The sequence below is a fragment of the Candidatus Methanoperedens sp. BLZ2 genome (assembly GCF_002487355.1).
In the GTDB taxonomy this organism is placed as follows: domain Archaea; phylum Halobacteriota; class Methanosarcinia; order Methanosarcinales; family Methanoperedenaceae; genus Methanoperedens.
Genome location: NZ_NTMG01000070.1, coordinates 23,421 through 41,387, shown reverse-complemented (window position 1 = coordinate 41,387; position 17,967 = coordinate 23,421). Strand labels below are relative to the sequence as shown.

General features: G+C 41.7%; 21 protein-coding genes, 1 tRNA gene and 1 pseudogene. 14 read left to right on the top strand and 9 right to left on the bottom strand.

Translation table 11 applies throughout. The features are described 5' to 3' along the window. The first annotated feature begins 275 nt into the window (after positions 1-275). Both CL181_RS14870 and CL181_RS14865 read left to right on the top strand, forming a co-directional pair. On the top strand, positions 276-494 hold the full coding sequence (locus CL181_RS14870; protein WP_097300107.1) for a hypothetical protein: 219 nt from the start codon (positions 276-278) through the stop codon (positions 492-494). Between the two features lie 74 nt (positions 495-568). Next, complete coding sequence (locus tag CL181_RS14865; RefSeq protein ID WP_097300106.1) at positions 569-1,777, top strand: radical SAM protein; 1,209 nt, start codon at positions 569-571, stop codon at positions 1,775-1,777. Between the two features lie 305 nt (positions 1,778-2,082). Here CL181_RS14865 and porB read toward each other — a convergent pair whose 3' ends face one another. From porB to CL181_RS14845, 4 genes are read right to left on the bottom strand one after another with little or no spacing between them, the layout of a single operon-like run. Continuing rightward, complete coding sequence (gene porB, locus CL181_RS14860) at positions 2,083-2,955, bottom strand: pyruvate synthase subunit PorB (RefSeq protein WP_097300105.1); 873 nt, start codon at positions 2,953-2,955, stop codon at positions 2,083-2,085. Next, positions 2,952-4,139 (bottom strand): pyruvate synthase subunit PorA, encoded by a 1,188-nt coding sequence (gene porA, locus CL181_RS14855; RefSeq protein ID WP_097300104.1) that lies wholly within the window; start codon positions 4,137-4,139, stop codon positions 2,952-2,954. Before porA ends, porB begins: the two co-directional genes overlap by 4 nt. After that, the gene (locus CL181_RS14850; RefSeq protein WP_097300103.1) at positions 4,136-4,396 is read right to left on the bottom strand and encodes a 4Fe-4S binding protein; all 261 of its coding nucleotides are present in this window, start codon (positions 4,394-4,396) and stop codon (positions 4,136-4,138) included. Before CL181_RS14850 ends, porA begins: the two co-directional genes overlap by 4 nt. Then, positions 4,393-4,938 (bottom strand): pyruvate ferredoxin oxidoreductase subunit gamma, encoded by a 546-nt coding sequence (locus CL181_RS14845; protein ID WP_097300102.1) that lies wholly within the window; start codon positions 4,936-4,938, stop codon positions 4,393-4,395. Before CL181_RS14845 ends, CL181_RS14850 begins: the two co-directional genes overlap by 4 nt. Positions 4,939-5,139: 201 nt before the next feature. Here CL181_RS14845 and CL181_RS14840 point away from each other — a divergent pair, with 201 nt between their 5' ends. Together CL181_RS14840 and CL181_RS14835 are read left to right on the top strand one after the other, a co-directional pair. Beyond that, complete coding sequence (locus tag CL181_RS14840; protein WP_097300101.1) at positions 5,140-6,411, top strand: ATP-binding protein; 1,272 nt, start codon at positions 5,140-5,142, stop codon at positions 6,409-6,411. Continuing rightward, positions 6,408-7,148: an MBL fold metallo-hydrolase gene (locus tag CL181_RS14835; protein WP_097300100.1), complete on the top strand. Its 741-nt coding sequence runs from the start codon at positions 6,408-6,410 to the stop codon at positions 7,146-7,148. The genes CL181_RS14840 and CL181_RS14835 overlap by 4 nt, the downstream gene beginning before the upstream one ends. Positions 7,149-7,389: 241 nt before the next feature. On the opposite strand, the gene hyfB is transcribed toward CL181_RS14835, so the two are convergent. Continuing rightward, positions 7,390-9,414, bottom strand: coding sequence for a hydrogenase 4 subunit B (gene hyfB, locus CL181_RS14830; RefSeq protein WP_097300099.1), 2,025 nt, complete (start codon positions 9,412-9,414; stop codon positions 7,390-7,392). 110 nt (positions 9,415-9,524) lie between these two features. Next, entirely contained in the window at positions 9,525-10,247 is a 723-nt protein-coding gene (gene hisA, locus CL181_RS14825; RefSeq protein WP_097300098.1) for a 1-(5-phosphoribosyl)-5-[(5-phosphoribosylamino)methylideneamino]imidazole-4-carboxamide isomerase, read from the bottom strand. A gap of 123 nt (positions 10,248-10,370) precedes the next feature. On the opposite strand from hisA, the gene CL181_RS14820 reads away from it, so the two are divergent. The 10 genes and pseudogenes from CL181_RS14820 (at position 10,371) to CL181_RS14785 (ending at position 16,231) form a co-directional block, all read left to right on the top strand. Next, entirely contained in the window at positions 10,371-11,087 is a 717-nt protein-coding gene (locus CL181_RS14820) for a 30S ribosomal protein S13 (protein ID WP_097300097.1), read from the top strand. Then, positions 11,087-11,689: a 30S ribosomal protein S4 gene (locus CL181_RS14815; protein ID WP_097300096.1), complete on the top strand. Its 603-nt coding sequence runs from the start codon at positions 11,087-11,089 to the stop codon at positions 11,687-11,689. The genes CL181_RS14820 and CL181_RS14815 overlap by 1 nt, the downstream gene beginning before the upstream one ends. After that, complete coding sequence (locus CL181_RS14810) at positions 11,689-12,069, top strand: 30S ribosomal protein S11 (RefSeq protein WP_097300095.1); 381 nt, start codon at positions 11,689-11,691, stop codon at positions 12,067-12,069. Before CL181_RS14815 ends, CL181_RS14810 begins: the two co-directional genes overlap by 1 nt. Next, on the top strand, positions 12,070-12,855 hold the full coding sequence (locus tag CL181_RS14805; protein ID WP_097300094.1) for a DNA-directed RNA polymerase subunit D: 786 nt from the start codon (positions 12,070-12,072) through the stop codon (positions 12,853-12,855). A gap of 74 nt (positions 12,856-12,929) precedes the next feature. Next, a tRNA-Leu gene (locus CL181_RS14800) sits at positions 12,930-13,014 on the top strand. Positions 13,015-13,365: 351 nt separating this feature from the next. Next, on the top strand, positions 13,366-13,530 hold the full coding sequence (locus CL181_RS20540; RefSeq protein ID WP_176505247.1) for a hypothetical protein: 165 nt from the start codon (positions 13,366-13,368) through the stop codon (positions 13,528-13,530). 28 nt (positions 13,531-13,558) lie between these two features. Continuing rightward, positions 13,559-14,413, top strand: coding sequence for a DUF1638 domain-containing protein (locus CL181_RS14795; protein WP_097300093.1), 855 nt, complete (start codon positions 13,559-13,561; stop codon positions 14,411-14,413). A 25-nt stretch (positions 14,414-14,438) separates the two neighbouring features. Beyond that, positions 14,439-14,768: pseudogene (locus CL181_RS21575) on the top strand (DUF2119 family protein); the annotation flags it as partial. 92 nt (positions 14,769-14,860) lie between these two features. Continuing rightward, positions 14,861-15,169, top strand: a complete 309-nt coding sequence (locus CL181_RS14790; RefSeq protein WP_217993186.1) for a VOC family protein — start codon at positions 14,861-14,863, stop codon at positions 15,167-15,169. Positions 15,170-15,289: 120 nt separating this feature from the next. Then, positions 15,290-16,231, top strand: a complete 942-nt coding sequence (locus CL181_RS14785) for an NADP-dependent oxidoreductase (protein ID WP_097300092.1) — start codon at positions 15,290-15,292, stop codon at positions 16,229-16,231. Positions 16,232-16,261: 30 nt separating this feature from the next. On the opposite strand, the gene CL181_RS14780 is transcribed toward CL181_RS14785, so the two are convergent. The 3 genes from CL181_RS14780 to CL181_RS14770 are packed head-to-tail and all read right to left on the bottom strand — an operon-like array spanning position 16,262 to position 17,952. Then, a complete protein-coding gene (locus CL181_RS14780) occupies positions 16,262-16,543 on the bottom strand; it encodes a chorismate mutase (protein ID WP_217993185.1) in 282 nt (93 codons plus the stop codon). Positions 16,544-16,555: 12 nt separating this feature from the next. Next, a complete protein-coding gene (locus tag CL181_RS14775; protein WP_217993184.1) occupies positions 16,556-17,236 on the bottom strand; it encodes a class I SAM-dependent methyltransferase in 681 nt (226 codons plus the stop codon). 29 nt (positions 17,237-17,265) lie between these two features. After that, the gene (locus tag CL181_RS14770; protein WP_097300089.1) at positions 17,266-17,952 is read right to left on the bottom strand and encodes a hypothetical protein; all 687 of its coding nucleotides are present in this window, start codon (positions 17,950-17,952) and stop codon (positions 17,266-17,268) included. Between the last annotated feature and the right edge of the window lie 15 nt (positions 17,953-17,967).

The following is a 17,967-nucleotide window of genomic DNA, read 5'->3' as shown; positions in this document are numbered from 1 at the left end:
AAAAAGATACATCTGGCAGATGATCGTTAAATATTTACTTTTCAGATTTTCTTTTCAATGTGAGTTATTAGATCACATTCATAACTTAAATCAAAATCTATTGACACTTTATTTATATGATCATGAATAACTACCGAAAAGATTATATATACTTAAAAGCAATACTCAATTAGCGGGAAAGCGGTTAATAACTGATGATGCGGGGTTAATAATTACATCCGTAATCTGCAACTCTGAATCTCAGGTTAATAACAAAATAATTAGGAGGTAAAAATATGGGAGAGATGACACCAGAAGATATCAGGAATATAACAGATGCAGTTGCGAAAAAGATGGGTGAGGCACTGATGGCCGGATCTGCTGAATCCCGGCTTTTAGCAAGAGGTTGCTTCAGATGTGGTTTTATGGGCTCTTACTCTTGTGATCAAGACCCATTCGAGTGCACAACCACATTCAGATGCGGAGGCGGCTTCACCAGGGTGATATTAGAATAGATCTAGATAGCAAGAAAATAAGTTGTAAATTGTAAAGCCTTTAGTGAATCGAGCAAAATCCACAAAATATATAAATGCAGGACAATTTAGTTGAGGAGATTAGCACAGCTCTCTTATTAGAGCCTGTTAATCTTCATCAACTTTGCAAGCGCCTGGAAAAAGAGCTTAATTTATCTTCAGGCGAAGCACATAACCTTATTTATCAAATTGTAGCACAATTGAATGCAAAGTTCTTCCCTCCTGTGGCCTTCATGGAGCTGATCTTAACTGAGGGATGCAATCTGAAATGCTCTTATTGTTTTGAGAATGAAATGATTAAGCACAAGAAGATGACTGAGAAAGTAGCCCAGGCTGCTATCGATCTTCTTTTCGATTATTCGCAGAATGAGACTAAGTTAAGCATAACTCATTTTGGTGGGGAACCTCTTCTGAATTTTCCCATGGTCCAGTTTGTCACAGAGTACGCAGAGGATAAAGCCAGACTCACAGGAAAATCTGTTGATTTCAATATGACGAGCAACGGAATCTTGTTAAATGAATCCATGGCAGAATACCTCGATGAGCATAAAATAAATGTGCTTCTGAGCATTGATGGATGCGAGTCTACGCATGATCGCCATCGACTGGATAAAAAAGGCCGGGGCACATTCTCACGAGTTATGAAGAGTATGAGAATATTGAAGAGAACTCAGCCCTGGATAGGGACCAAGATGACCGTCATGCCCGATAATGTCGCCAGCCTCTTTGAAGATATTTTGGGGCTTTACAGTATGGGCGTAAACCAATTTATGATCGGTCATGCTACAGGTGTGGAGTGGTCCAAGGAAAAAAGGGAAACTTACGGCCGAGAGCTAAGGAAAATCGCTAAGTGGTACAGGAAAGAACGTCGTAGAGACCTTCGTATTGCGGAGTTGGACGCAGAAGATAAAGGCTCCAGCTTCTTCGGTTGCAGAGCGGGTCGCAACAGCATATCCGTATCCGTTGATGGAGAGATATCATCCTGTTCAAAGGTACTGTCCTTAAATAATAGGCAGCTCCTCGCAAAGTTAGGTGATGTAGAATACGGGTTAACCAACTTCTCCAACAGGTTTGAACTGATAACCTGCATGAAGCTGCGCTCGGCTTGTGAAGCTCTGGGCATCGCCGAAGATTTCCAGGGAGGTTGCTTCGCCGCGAACTACAATGAGACAGGAGCTCTCTTCCAACCCGGCCTTCAGGAGCATGAATTTTCATTGCTGGAGCGTTCGATCCGCTTAGAATTCGCCCCTGCATTAGAGAGGTAGTTTGCTGGATTCCCTCATCATCTTGCTTAATAAATCTTCAGGAAGACTTATATATAAAAAATTATTATATTTACATAGACTTTTCAAGGTCAGGAGGCAAAAACTTATGGCAAAGAAAGTAACAAAAGGAAAGCCAAAACCCAAAAAGTAACAAACTGATTAAATTTCTTTTTTTTTTGGCAGGATTCTAATCAAAATCCCTGTCAGGGCCAACTCAGGTGGATATAAAAGGGGATAAAGCAGGCAGCAAAATTATAGCGTTAAAAAAAATCACCCTTGACCAAGGACGATTTATGCTAAAGTTCCTACTCCAGCCCGAAATGTTTCGCATTCCAGTCAGCTATCGCCTGTACCTTCTTGATACCTTCATTTTTTCCGTCCATAGTGAAAAGATGTTTGAAGCGTCCCTGGACTTTCAGGTATTCTTCCACAGGTTTCCTGTTCTTGATCTTCCTGACGTTTGTGATCTCGCCGTTTTCCATCTCATATAAAGGCCACATTGCGGTCTCAACTGCCAGCCGGCCTATCTCTATGGTCTTTGAGCTGTCAAATTTCCAGCCCGTGCAGCAAGGCGCATGAACATGAACATAGGTTGGGCCTTTTACCTGGGCTGCCTTTTTCACTTTTTTAATCATATCGGGCGCATATCCGATCGAAGCTGTTGCCACATAAGGCGATCCGTGGGCTGCAATTATCGCAGGCATATTCTTTTTATGCTGGGGATTCCCGATCGAGACTTTGCCGTGGGGGCTTGTAGTTGTGCTTGCATATAATGGTGTGGCACCGCTGCGCTGGATACCAGTATTCATATAAGCCTCATTATCAACACAGATATATGTTATATCATGCCCGCGCTCAAATGCGCCTGATATTGCCTGCAAGCCAATATCAAAGGTGGCGCCATCTCCTCCGATTATCACTATTTTTGTGTTGTTCTTTTTACCAAGCGCATTCATCGCTGCTTCAACGCCTGAAGCAACAGCTGCTGCATTCTCAAAAAGAGAATGTATCCATGGTACGCCCCATGCAGATTCAGGATATGGTGTAGTAAATACTTCAAGACATCCTGTCGGGCTGACGATTACAACATCCTCACCAAGCGCATCAAGAACGAATTTTCCTGCAAAAGCATCTCCGCAGCCTGCGCATCCGCGATGACCGGGTTTTAGAAGGCTCATGCCAGATCCTCCCTGAGGTCAGCAAATTCACTTTCTATAAATATACCTTTTTCAACTAACTTTGCCTTATTGATGATTTTTTTGATCATGTTTATGGGAATATCGCGCCCCCCGTGACCAAGCATGAAACCGATAACCGGCACTCTATTATCCGTATTATGGAGACATGCCTTGACTTCAGTGCAAAGCGCCCCTTCATTCTTTCCGATAGAAATATTCTTATCAAGAGTTATGACGACCTTTGCGTTCTTCAGGGCTTTCCTTATAGCCTCTGTCGGGAATGGCCTGAAAGACCGGACCTTCAGAAGTCCGACACTTTCTCCTTGTATTCGAAGTTCATCAATAGTATCTTTTACAGTTCCAATGATCGAACCCATTGCCATGATGACTATTTCAGCGTCATCAAGTACATAACCATCTATAAGGCCGCCATAATATCTTCCATAGATATCTTTGAATTCGTTTGCGATCTCTTCAATCTTCTCTAAGGCTACACCCATTGCTTTTTCCTGTTTGTACCGAAATTCCGTGTACGTGCCAGGATCAGCAAAAGCACCAAATGACATCGGATTTTTTGGGTCAAGTGTGAACTCGGGATCATAAGCAGGAAGGAATTCATCAGTGAGGCTCTGTTCAAGTAAGATCACAGGTTCATATACATGGGAAAGAATAAACCCGTCCATGCAGGACATTGCAGGAAGCAAAACATCTTCGTCCTCAGCAAGCTTGTAAATCTGCGGGGTCATGTCTGCTGATTCCTGCACGTCTTCAGCATAAAGCTGTATCCAGCCCGTATCTCTCTGTGAGATGGAGTCCTGCTGGTCATTCCATATATTGATTGGGGCAGAAAGCGCACGGTTCACAACAGTCATGACAATGGGTAATCTCATTCCTGAGGCATTGAACAATGCTTCATGCATAAGCGCCAACCCCTGCGAAGTGGTCGATGAATATGTCCTTGCTCCTGCTGCGCTTGCTCCTATTAATGCTGAAATGGCTGAAAATTCCGATTCCACATTCATATATTCACAATTCATCTCACCATCTGCAGCAAATTGCGCCAGGTCTTCAACAATATGCGTCTGGGGAGTGATCGGATATGCTGATATTACATTTGGCCTGCATACCTTGACCGCATGAGCCACAGCATACGAACCTTCTACAACTACCATATTTTTTCTCATTTTCCCTCCAGCACCATTACGATGGCTTTCTTTGGACACTCGTTAGCACAGACGCCGCATCCTTTACAGTATTCATAATCCGGCTCAAAATAACCATTCTCCAATTTAGAGACAACTCCTTCAGGGCAATAAATCCCGCAAATTCCGCATTTACTGCACAGTTTATGATCAAAAACGGGCATAAATGAACGCCAGGCTCCGGTCTTATTAGCTCGCGTGCTTCCTGGTTTTGTCACTGTCTTGATTATAAGTTTCATCGCTGGGCCTCCATAAGATCATATGCAGTTTGTATTGCCAGGCAATTTTTCTCACCGACTTTTCCAGGGAATCTTTCCATGACGGCATTTTTAATGGATTCAGGATTGATAAGACCGGAGACACCTGCAAAAGCGCCTGCAAGGATCGTATTAACAATGGGTTTTCCTATGATGTCCATTGCAAGTTTAGTGGCATCCAGGGTTTTGACAGTCGCTTTTGTATTAAAATTAAAAGAATCCGGGCTTTTTTCAGTGTTTATTAAGATAAATCCATCAGGTTTGGCCCCTGCAGCGATATTTACTACATCAACGAGAGTTGCATCCTGTACAACAACATAATCAGGCTCATATATCTGGCTCCTTAATCGTATGGGTTTGTCATCAATACGCACAAATGCAGTTACCGGGGCGCCTCTTCTTTCAACGCCAAACGCAGGAAAGGCCTGGCTGTATTTCCCGTCCTCAAATGCGGCAACGGCCAGTAGTTCTGCTGCGGTCACAGAACCCTGTCCACCGCGACCATGTATTCGAATTTCCTTCATTTCATTTCTCCAAGAATATTAGATAATGTATATATTTTTAATTATTTAACAATCAATCGTGATAAATGTTCAAACAATTGCATTATGGTATTTATTCTTTGCGGGGTGAGAGCGTGGAAATCCTGAAAGAGTATATTGAATAAATGTTGAATATTTGAGTAAACTATATCTTATTTCAAGACGTAACAATGAAGTTTAAATATGACAGATGAGAAATTTTTAATAACAGAACTGGTATTGACAGCACATCTGTATAATCAGTCAGATAAGCTTACCGTAGATGACCTTCCCCAGAAAATAAGGAAACATTACTGGGATGAGAAAGAAAAAACCGTAAAGCGTCCCATGTACGTCACTGAAGGAGACATAAAATCCATTTATGGAATTGAAAACGTAAAAAATAGTACTAAATTACTACCTTTCCTTGAATTTGAAGATTTCGGTTCCCAGATCAAACTCAACATCTTTGATCTTGCCATAAAATGGGTAACAAAACATCCTGAAGCGGTTGAGAACATAAATAAAAATCCTGTTCTTGCTTCTTTCTTTGAGAATTATGATTCACTTCCGGTGAGCTATAAGAAAGCAAAAGCTTCGATCCTGCCCAAAGAAAGCGGCAGGGAATGGATTAACTCCCTGATCAAGACCATTGAATCTGAAAAAGGTTCAGAGGATATGCTTAAACTTGCCCATATTGTAGCGCCGGAAGATATCCAGCAGAACATTTCTGACCTTGTCCTTACCAAGGCACAGGAAGATGAGATCGAAAAAATGACTAAAGCGATACAATATCGTGATTACCTGAAGCGGATAGGTCTTAGGGAGATCGGGAAATTATTGTTCGTTGGCCCGCCGGGAACAGGCAAGACCTCAGTTGCCAGGGCTATTTCAGGACAGCTTAAGATCCCTATAGTGGAGGTAAAACTCTCACAAATTGCAGACCAGTATCTTGGTGAGACTGCAAAGAATATAGACCGGGTATTTGAACTTGCAAGGCGCCTCAGTCCTTGTATCCTCTTTATCGACGAATTCGACTTTGTGGCAAAAGCAAGGGCAACGGATGAGCATGCAGCATTGAAAAGGGCAGTAAATACACTTCTTAAAGCCATTGATGAGATAAGCCTTGTTGAACATGGTGTCCTGGTCATAGGAGCAACAAACCACCCCAACATACTTGACCATGCCGCATGGAGGCGGTTTGATGAGATTGTTGAGTTCTCGCTACCTGATAAGGACATGAGGAAAAAAATACTTGACCTTATTTTGAGGAACATCGAAGGCACCTTTGATACTGAAGAAATTGCAAAAATCACAGACGGATACTCAGGTTCAGACCTTCGCCTCATAGCACGGGAAGCTGTTCTTAATGGTCTTATTACTGAAAGAACCGTCCTGACACAGCAGGATTTAATTCGTGGAGTTGCCGAATTCAATAAACGGACTCACCTGAAAAAGCTTGATGAAAGCGCATGAAAATAACACTCCTTGGAACAGGTGATGCTATAGGAACACCTAAAATAGGGTGTTCCTGCCCGACCTGTCTTGATGCAATAGCGGGCGGCAAAAGCAGGAGGCTTCGTTTTTCAGTTCTCATTGAATCAGAATCCGGCAAAGTACTTATTGATACAAGCCCGGATTTGCGGTGGCAGCTTTTGAAAAAAGGTATAAGCCGTATTGATGGGGTGATCTGGACTCATGCCCATTATGACCATTATGCCGGTTTTGGGGATTTCCATCGTATCCAGAATGGAGTTAATGTGTATGGCCTGAAGAATACGCTGGATTATGTATTGAACTATCTTTATTTCATGAAACCTGTAAGGCACGATGTAATTATTTATGAGCCTTTTTCACTTATTGGTCTTAATTTTACGCTCCTTGAAGTCACACACCCGCCCCTTGAAGAGTCGGCAGCTGTATTAATAACAGACGGCAGCAAGAAAGTCGTTATCACAGGCGATACTTCAAAGAACATTCCGGAAAAAACCCTTAAGGCAATGTTTGAACCTGACCTTCTGATAGCGGATGCTATAATTCCACCTCGAGCGATTATTGCCAAACACATGAATTCAAAAGAAGCGATGGAACTTGGAAGAGAATTGAATGCAAGAAATGTTATACTGACCCATTTGAGTCATAAATTCCCCCCTCATAATGAATCAATAAAAGAGTGGCCTCTTGGATATGATGGCATGGAATTTGAATATTAATGTTCCGGGAAAATGCATATTTCAGATGGATTCTGTATTTCAATAATTTCGCCGGGCGGGTCATAAGGTTGAGACTGATCTACCTTTTGCAGTAACCGCATCCATATTTCATATCCCAGATCAATAAACCCGTTTTTGATTATAACACACCTGTCCATTTTTCAAAGAGGCTGTGCAAGTATATTAATTTACTGAATGATTTTTTGAGTTTGTAAGATGTGATAATTAAAACTTGCAGATTTCATCCGCCGCTACCCACATATATCAATGCAATCACAAGCGTGATGAGTATATATAACAGGTAAGTCTGTATATATCCGGTCTGTATTATCCTCATAAATCTTGATAATGTTACTACTACCCAGGTCACCGGATTATAAAGATATTTCTCGAATACCGGCTCTATATCGGATTCAAAAATCACTTTCTCTTTAAAAAAGGGTGAGTCCGAATACGTTGTCTGTATCTCCCTGTGGGGTCTGAAGATGCCTCCGAACCACATGCGTATCGGCTTTGAAAATGCAGTTGCGGTATATTCATTTCTTCCTGTTGAAACAGGCTGCCCGCAACCCCATGTTTCATATTTTGCTGCCGGGGTCCGACTCAATAGAAGATACATGATGATAGGAAGCGGCAAAACCACAAATACCAGAATTGCGATCCATATAGTCGATATGGTCGCAGGTGTTGAAGAGGAAATCGCAGCTATTGAATAGTCAAAATTCATCCTGGAAATGATACTTACGCCTGCAAGCGGCGCGGATATTGAATCAATAATTTTTATGAAATAAAATGGCATTACGCCAAGGATAATGCACATAGATGAAAGAAGAAACATCCCGATCAACATGGAAACAGGTACTTCCTTTGAATGTTCGGCATGACTGCTTCTCGGAAGAGCAAGGAAACTGACGCCGAAAGCTTTTACAAAACAGGCCGCTGCGAGAGCGCTTGTAAGAGCAAGACCCGCGCCGCTAAAAAGCACAAGTATTTTTGTAATATTATCTGAAAGGTTAATACTTAGCAATTGAGCCTGGAATGTCAGCCATTCACTCACAAAGCCATTAAATGGAGGAAGGGCAGAGATGGATATTGCCCCGATCAGGAAAAAGAGCGCTGTCCAGGGCATTTTCTTGATAAGTCCCCCGTATTCTTCTATGTTCCTTGTGTGGGTTGAAAATATTATGGAACCTGCTCCCATGAAAAGTAATGATTTAAAAACTGCATGGTTTATCGTATGATATAGTCCTGCTATTAACCCGAATGCTGCAAGGTCAGGATGCCCCGAAGCCATAAAGATCATTGAGACTCCTACGCCTATCAGGATAATTCCTATGTTTTCAACACTGTGATACGCAAGCAAGCGTTTCATATCATGTTCCATGAGGGCATACATTACACCAAGAAGTGCTGAAATTGAAGCTATTATCAGCAATATAATACCCCACCAGGCAACGCCTGCGCCCAGGAAATCAAAAAAGACACGGATGAGCATGAAAATAGCAGTTTTTATCATTACTCCGGACATGAGTGCGGATACATTGCTTGGAGCTGCAGGATGTGCATATGGTAGCCATATATGGAGAGGAACAATTCCTGCCTTTGTGCCAAAACCGATAAGTGCAAAAATGAAAGCCAGGTCCTTAAGGTACGGGGGCAGAGCACTTCCACCTGCGCGGAAAGTTTCAAAATTAAAGCTGCCTGTTGAACTTGCAAGAATAAGGAACGATAAAATGATGAAACCTGTCCCAATATGGGTCATGACGATATAGATAAAACCGGCTTTTCTTGTTTCCTTTTTTTCATGTTCATACATAACAAGCAGATAGGATATTATAGACATCAATTCCCAGACAATCAGGAACATGACTGCATTATTTGCAGAAACGACAAGGACCATTGAAAGGATGAATATATTATACAGGAATCCCAGGTAACCGATATTCTTTTTCCCGAAATATTCGGTAACATATCCTGTTGAATAGACCGAAACCGCAAATCCTGTAATTGATATGATAAGAATAAAGAATGCAGACAATTTATCAACGTAAAAGCCATAACTGAGGAGCGTTGAACCTTGCGACACATAATTAAAGGTATTACCGGATAGTACGGAAAATGAAAAAATAATTCCTAAAATCGATGCGATGGATGCGCTTAAAAATGAGGCATCTGTACATAAGCGATTTTTTTTATTGAATATCAGGGCAGATACAGCCCCGATCAAGTATATTGCAATACTTCCTAAAAATAAATAGGAGTTCATATTGTTCGTCCTGACATATTTCTGTATCAAGATGGAAACATTTCCATTTTTCCTGATGTTTAAGACTAATTATAATCTCATATTCTCTATTTAAAGATTGTTAATTCATTTTAATTTTCATCAAATTCCAGCGCTTCACCCAGAGTGAAATTCCCTACATAAAGGGCAGCTCCGATAACGATGCCTTTTGCTCCTGTCCCTTTAATTATTTCGATATCTGATAATTTGGTTATTCCGCCCGATGCTATTACCGGTATTTCCAGGGCATCTACAAGTTCCCGTGTGGGCTCAGGGTTTACTCCCTGCAATAATCCTTCTGTATTAATATCTGTAAAAAGTATGCTTCCTGCTCCGAGTTCTTCAAATTTCCTGCCCAGCTCAACAGCTGAGAAAGCGGATTGTTCAGCCCAGCCATGTGTGGTAACCTTGCCATTTTTTGAATCCAGAGCAACCATGATCCTGTTGCCTCCGAATTCGTTTGCGAGTTCTTTAACCAGGGAAGGTTGCCTTATTGCAGCTGTACCAAGGATAATCCTGTCTATGCCCAATGAAAGAAGATCCTGTGCATCCTTTTTGGACCTTATCCCGCCGCCTACCTGCGTTTCAATCCTGGAAAATTTTATTATTGATTCGATTATTGAACTATTTAAACGGAGTCCTTCGATGGCGCCGTCAAGATCAATGAGATGGATTATTTTAGCTCCGCCCCTTATCCAGCGCAAAGCGACATCTAAAGGATTGTCAATTGATACTCTCTCCGTACCTGGAATACCCTGGACAAGGGAAACGCATTTCCTATTTTTCAGGTCGATCGCCGGGATTATTCTGAACATTTTTATCACATTTTTTCGACAATAGTGATACATAAGATATAAATGCTATGCAAAAGTATTAGGGCTGCCCAAATGTGAGGGCTGCGCCGGATAATTCCGGGGCTAAAGCCACAGGAGGAAAATATGGCTAAAAAAGAAGAAACAAAAGAAGTAAAAGAACCCAGGAAAGAAGCTCCTAAGAAAGAGGCTCCCAAGCAGGAAGCAGCTCCTCAGGAAGCAAAGAAAGAGAAGAAGCAGGAAAAGAAACACGAGGGGAAAGGGGAAGGAAAAGAACACGAAAAGAAAGATCGTAAAGGGGCCCCGAAAGAAGGAAAGAAAGAAGCTCCTAAAGGCAAAGAAGCAGGCCCTGAGATCAAACATTTTGTGCGTATTGCAAATACTGACCTTGATGGCAAAAAAAGCGTCCAGTATGGACTGATAGGAATAAAAGGCATAGGCAGGCGTGCGGCAAAAATCATAACCCTTAATTCAGCTGTTGATCCGAAAGCAATATTGGGTTATGTTTCCGATGCGGATACAGAGAGATTACAATCATCAGTAGATAACATATCAACTATTCTCCCGTCATGGATGGTTAATAAACAAAACGATATCATGTCAGGTGAAGACAAGCATCTTATCGGGACAGATGTATTATTGGGTCTTAATGAAGATTTGAACACAATGAAAAAAATGCGTTCATATAAAGGATTAAGACATGAACGAGGTCTAAGAGTACGCGGCCAGCGTTCAAGATCAACAGGTAGAAGAGGAAGAACAGTTGGTGTTTCACGTGCAACTCTCCAGGCAAAACCTAAAGAAGCCGAAAAGAAAGAAGAGACAAAAGGAGCTGGTAAATAATGGGCTACCCGGGAAAAAACAGGAAATCATATAACACGCCCAAGCATCCCTGGCAGGCAACAAGGATCGAGCCTGAGGTTGAACTTGTAAAAAGATATGGTCTCAGGAACAAAAGGGAAGTCTGGAAAGCTCACAGCGAACTTAAGAAATACAGGGAAATTGCCAGGAAATTGCTTGCTGAAAGTATAAAAGGAGAACTTAAGGGGCATGTGAAAACAGATGGAGAAAATATTCTTAACCGTTTGAAAAGGTATGGGCTCTTAAAGACCGATTCCGTACTTGACGACATCCTGTCGCTTGATGTAAATAATTTCCTTGAGAGAAGGCTTCAGACCCAGGTGCATAAGCAGGGACTTGCCAATACCCCGAAACAGGCAAGGCAATTTATTGTCCATGGACACATTTCCGTTGCAGGACGAAAGATCACCGTACCTGGCTATCTTGTTCCAGCTAATGAGGAATTGTCACTGGGTTATTATACAGGTTCCGAATTATCGAATGAATCTCATCCATCAAGACCCGGGCAGGTAGTAAAGAATATTGTCCAGGAAACAACAAAACCGGAAGAACCAAGAAATATCCCCATGAGGGAGGCTAAATAATGGCAACTGAGAAATGGGCTGTAGCCCATATATATTCCTCGTTCAACAATACCCTGATAACAATCACTGATTTAACAGGGGCTGAAACGATAGCAAAAACAAGCGGCGGTATGGTTACAAAGGCTGCAAGGGAAGAGAGTTCCCCTTACACTGCCATGCAGATGGCTAACCAGATTGCTGATAAGATAAGAGACAAAGGAATAATGGGTATTCACATAAAAGTAAGAGCACCAGGCGGCAACATGCAGAGAAGTCCCGGAGGAGGAGCGCAGGCTGCCATCAGGGCATTTGCACGTGCCGGAATAAAAATTGGCAGGATCGAGGATGTTACCCCGATACCTCATGACGGCACAAAACCTAAGAAGGGCAGGCGTGTGTAAATGGATATTGACATAATCGAATTATCAGAGCGCAAGGCAAGATTCGTCCTATCTGATGTTTCTGCATCATTTGCAAATGCTTTAAGAAGAAGCATCCTTGCAGAAGTTCCGGTAATGGCTATTGATGATGTTAATATCTATGAAAATACTTCTGTATTGTTTGATGAACAGTTTGCCTTGAGATTAGGATTGATCCCGTTAAAAACAGATAATAAATCCTATGTGCTTCCTGAAGAATGCAACTGCAAAGGCGCAGGATGCCCTTTATGCAAATTATCATTGACCCTAAGCGCAGAAGGCCCGAAGGTCGTATATTCAGGCGACCTGGTTTCTGCTGATCCGCAGGTGGAACCGGCTGATAAAACCATACCAATTGTGGAACTCAAGGATAAGCACAAAGTCGTAGTAGAAGCAATAGCGAGGCTTGGAACAGGCAGGAAACACAGTAAATGGCAGGCCGGAGTCGCAGCAGGATTCAAGAATATGCCCGTTGTGACCATCGGAGAATGCGATTATTGCGGAAGCTGCGTTGAAGTCTGTCCGCGCAATATCCTGAAAATGGAAGGCGATAAGGTCAGGGTCATTAATGTAATTGAATGCTCCATGTGCGGGTTATGCGAAGAAAAATGCGACATGGATTCAATTAAGGTGACCAGTAAACCTGACTCCTTTGTTATGACATTTGAAACAACAGGCGCCCTGACCGCTAAAGAAATCGCTCTTGAAGCGGCAGGTAGTATTAAGAAGAGAGCCGAACAATTAAGTGAAATAGTTGATGCCCTCTGATAAAAGAGAATACGATCTCTTTTATCTAATCAATTCGATAATGCTTTGAAATAAAAAAATAAAAGCATTCATTTGCGGAGGTTGCCCAGACAGGTCAAAGGCGCCAGCTTGAGGGGCTGGTTTCGAAGGAATTCGTGGGTTCAAATCCCATCCTCCGCATCAAATTACATGTTCAATTCATCTTTTTACCGATAAATGTACTTATTACAAGGACAATGCTTACGATAATGCCAAGTGTAATAATATAATACAATGATATATTTCGGAGAATGACAGAATTAATGTAGCCATATAGCATTCCAATGACGAAAATTAAGATTTCTCCAAGTCCAAAATTCATATTTATTCACCTTGATAGCTATAATTTTATCGATAGCGGTTTCAGGTAACGGCGCTGGAATACCTCCTCCAGACGACTCTCTGATAAATGGCTGGGACAAGCTCAGGGTCAAGGATTGATTTTTCCAACTCTGCCCAGGCTGAAGACCTACTTTATGGAAGAATGAATTGTTGGAAAATATCAAGGAACTCCGCAATAAGCTTGGGATAGTGAAAAAACCAGAAATAATGGCTGAGACCCTGTGTAGCCTGCTGAGGTTCGTAATTGGGAATAAACAGGAGAAGGCTGCTGCGGACTCCCCCAAAGCCACCGATTGGGATTCAGTAAAAGACTAAGATGTGATAACTAACGGAAATATTTTAAATGCCAGTATTAAGCATAATTGCATGTGGTATGCTTGAAGATGAACTCACATATGTTCTCTCAGGCGATAGGGAGCTTGCCCAGTTGATACTGGTAGAGAACAGTGAACATTTCGGGCTGCAAAGAAAGCTAAAATCCCTGGGATGCCATCCCATGCTTGTTCCCCTGGATAGGGTTCCGGAAATCCTGATACGTGAAAACAATCAATCTCTTCTGGCAATCCTGAAACCCCTCAACTGCTTTCATTTTATCAAAAAAATTCGACACAAACTGGAAAAACAGCATAAACCAAAAGTAAAAGTAACAGTTATCGCCAATATCTTGAAACGGGGATTACATGCCGATGTTGAAAAGGTAAGAGTAGAAGTTTACAGGAAAATCATGGAAATGTCCCGGTTTTCAGACAGGATTCTTATTTTCTACGGCACATGCGGTCATTCGCTTGCGAACCTGGAAAAAGATTTTGAAAGTCTTGGCTGCCAGCTTTACTTTCTGAAAGACAAAAAAGGTGGGACTGTTGAGGACTGCATCAGCGCAGCGCTTGGCGGGAACGATGTTTATGCCAGAACCCTGGTCAATGGCGAGGGTGCAGGTACTTTTTATCTTACCCCGATGTGGGCTTCAAACTGGGAGGAGAAGCCGAAGGATAACGCGATTATCTCATCGGAGTTTGATAAAAAGTTTCTGAAGCTCTACGGAAGAGCTGCAAAGATCAATACAGGGCTTTCATATGAGCCTGACTTCGATAAAAATGTCAGGGATTTTGCGCGGTTTTTCAATTTGAAGATCGTGGAACTTCAGGGCAGTAAAAAGATAGCGGAGCAAAGTTATCAGAACGCTAAAAAGTTTCCTTGAAAAGAGATGAAATGTTTTTCAGGAATATAGACCAGGAATCTATGTTGAGCTGCATACCTATAAAAGGTATAACCATTCGAATTTAATCGACCCCGATAGGAGAAAAAAGATAGGTGTCCCACCTTTTACCGAGCTTGAAGAAAAAGTTCTCATTGGTTCTGTTTCACCTTTAATACGAACTTCCGAATTCAGTAGAGATGATTTTTGCTTTACCCTTGAAATGCCTGATCCTTATTCTGAAAAGGCGTTAAAGATGCCAACACCTCTTATATCGCTTTCATCAGCGACAGGACAAACAATGGACAATATTCACTCTGCACAAGTTGAAAATTATGTCGTCCGTGTTCCCATATGATTTTTTCCACACTCTGCTGATTTCTTTTTGGAACTTTTTTGAGACTGCCTTCGGTTGGCAGACTGAACAGCTTGGAAAAGAGATGGGCGAGTATGTTCTGGTCACCACAACCGAACGCAATGACGGGTATTCCCAGGAAACCCGGCGCCATCAACGGCGGCTTTTACCAGAGCAACGATGATCCTCTGTCACAGTGCCCGTCAGTCGTCATTGCAGTTGACGATATTAAGGCTGCGATGAAAAAGGTGGAAGAAGCAGGCGGAAAAGTGCTGGAAGGACAAGTACCAGGAAAACCTGATGAAATTCCAGGTGTCGGACTTTATGCGTCATTCATAGACACAGAAGGCATCCGCGTGAGAATGCTTGAGCCATTGCCCATGCAATCGGAATCGGATGACTAAAATTAAGGAGAAACGATTATGAGAAAACTTCCAATCCATATACAGTCGTTCACAACAAGGTCCGTAGAAAGTTATAAGTTGATTAGATATAGAATATATGATTCAGAGAAGGGGTAAAACATGAAAGCAGCACAAATTAAAAATTATGGAGGGAGTGAAGTTGTTAAAATTAATAATGCGCCAAAACCCAGTGTGTCCCGGGGGCGGCTTCTCATAGAGGTACATGCATCTGGGGTAAATCCTGTTGATTGGAAGATCAGGGAAGGGTATATGAAGCAAATGGCACCCTTGCAGTTCCCGGCAACTTTGGGGGGAGATTTTTCAGGCATTGTGGCAGAATTGGGAGAAGATGTTTCAGGTTTCGAAAAGGGCGATGAAATTTATGGGCAGGCTAGCATCACAAGGGGCGGGTCAGGATCGTTTGCAGAATTCGCTACGGCTGATGTAAATACCGCGGCACATAAACCAAAGAATTTGAGCCATGTTGAAGCAGCTGCACTGCCGCTTACAGGGGTAAGCGCATGGCAGGCACTTGTGGATCATATAGGTCTTTCCAGAGGCAAAAAGATCCTGATCCATGGCGGAGCTGGTGGTATAGGGACAATTGCAATCCAGCTCGCAAGGCATCTGGGAGCATATGTGGCGGCTACTGCTGGTGCGAAAGATTTGCAGTATGTCAAAGAACTGGGTGCGGATGAAGCTATAGATTACAAAAATCAATCCTTCGAAAATATGTTGCACAACTATGATGCAGTCTACGATACAGTTGGTGGCGAGACCTACGTAAAATCTTTCAGGGTTCTCAAGAAAGGCGGGATAATTGTTTCTATGCTGGAGCAGCCTCGCTCAGAACTCATGGAACAATATGGCGTGAATGCTATAGGGCAATTCACTCAGATAAACAGTGAACGATTGTCTAAAGTGGCTGAACTCGCGGATAAACGCGTTATCAAAGTGCATGTGGATAAGACATTTCCTCTTGAACAGGCAGGAGAAGCACTCGAATATCTGCAAAGTGGACACCCCAGGGGTAAGGTTGTCTTGAAAATGAAGAAAAACTAGATCAGAATCACTTCAACAAATTTTAATTTTTCATCTCTTGTGTATCTTCATTTCATAATCTATGAAGCACGAGATCATCATGCGATATATCTTCTCCACAATATCAGGGTCAAGATCATGTTCAACTGCAATGCCCCTCACTTTTGATATTACTTCTTCCACACGTGACGGAGCTTTCACATCTTGCGTTGTTTTCTTGAATTTTGCAGCCTGCTCTACATAGCGGCTTCTTTGTGATATCAATTCAACCATTTCCCGGTCGATCCTGTTAATGTTCTCGCGCACTTCTTCTATGCTTTTACATTCTGACAAATTCATTTCTCCCTAGTGCACTTCTTTAGTGCATAAATAAACAGCAATAAAACCTTCAGAATATTGTTTCTTATCGATTGTAAATCCAGCTCTCAGAAGCAGCGCTTCCATGATCCAGCCAGGAGTTGAATATTCGTCCCTGATCCCAATTTCCAGATCATTAGCAATCTGTATCCCTCCAGCTTTCCTGATCATATCAATTAGATTATCAAAAAAAGCCTCATAAGTATTTTCATCAAAAGAGTAAACAGTATCTTTTAAGAAGAATTTCCCGCCATTTTTTAGCAATCCAAAAACACGTTTCAGGGCTATCAATTTCCAGAAATCAGGAAGATGGTGAAGCGCAAGTTGTGAAACGACTGCATCTGCTTTTGCTCCTGAATGGTCATAAGTTAAAAATCCTGCATTATGAAATTCAATGTTTAAAATCCTCTTCCGGTCAGCTTTTTTTTGAGCAAATTCAAGCATCCGGGGAGAAACATCTATGGCATATACTTTTTTACAATGCCTTGCAGCAGCAATTGCAAAGTTTCCCGTGCCTGTCCCGAATTCAATAAGAGTCTGGTTATTGGTGAGATCAAGGGTCTTGATAATTTCTTCATTCTCTTTTTTTATGTCTCTTAACGTTCCCATTTGCGAATCATATACCTCAACCTGGGCAGGATCATTGTAGTCTGTCCCTACTTGCTTCATTTCATTATATTGCCAGTCCGGATATGATTTCATTTTCTTATTACCATCATCTCATTTGCGTTTTTCATAAATTCATAACCAACTCTCTTAATTGATATCTTCAAATTCCTGAAATCCTCATCATGCACAAATTCAATATATCTTGATCTGATTCCTTTAAAATTCACGATTGGAAAAATACGAATTTCCCTGGAACTTATTCTTAAAAGTTCCAGTATTGTTTTCTTGTGGAAATCATAATCCAGTTTGTCTTCATAAAGAAATAATAAATGGGATACAAGAGACATAGTAAATTCTTCGTCTCTGAAATCCGTTATAGGGTATTCGACGGGTTTATACCTTATTATCCCATATTTTTTGAAATCTTCCAGAAATGATCTATATGCTTTTTCCCTATTGGCTTTTAGTGATTGGATATCCTTAAAAAAATCCCATAGATAAATATCGGCAATAGCTGGCATCTGTTCCATAACCGAATCAAGGTCTTTTGCACATTTAGTCTCGATTTCATCAGGATGAAGGCAATATATTTTATCAGAAGCGGTGACATTGAATCCTTTTGCATTTGCTTCTGCACAGAAAGAACTCACGCCCGATGCTGCATCAAGCAAGATTTCATTTTTCAGCAATTCATTATCAAAGTCGAACATCTTATAATATTCTTCAAATGTTCTTCCCATAAGGACGACAGTTTTCAAATCCAGGTGCTTATTCATCTAAGAATTCTCCTG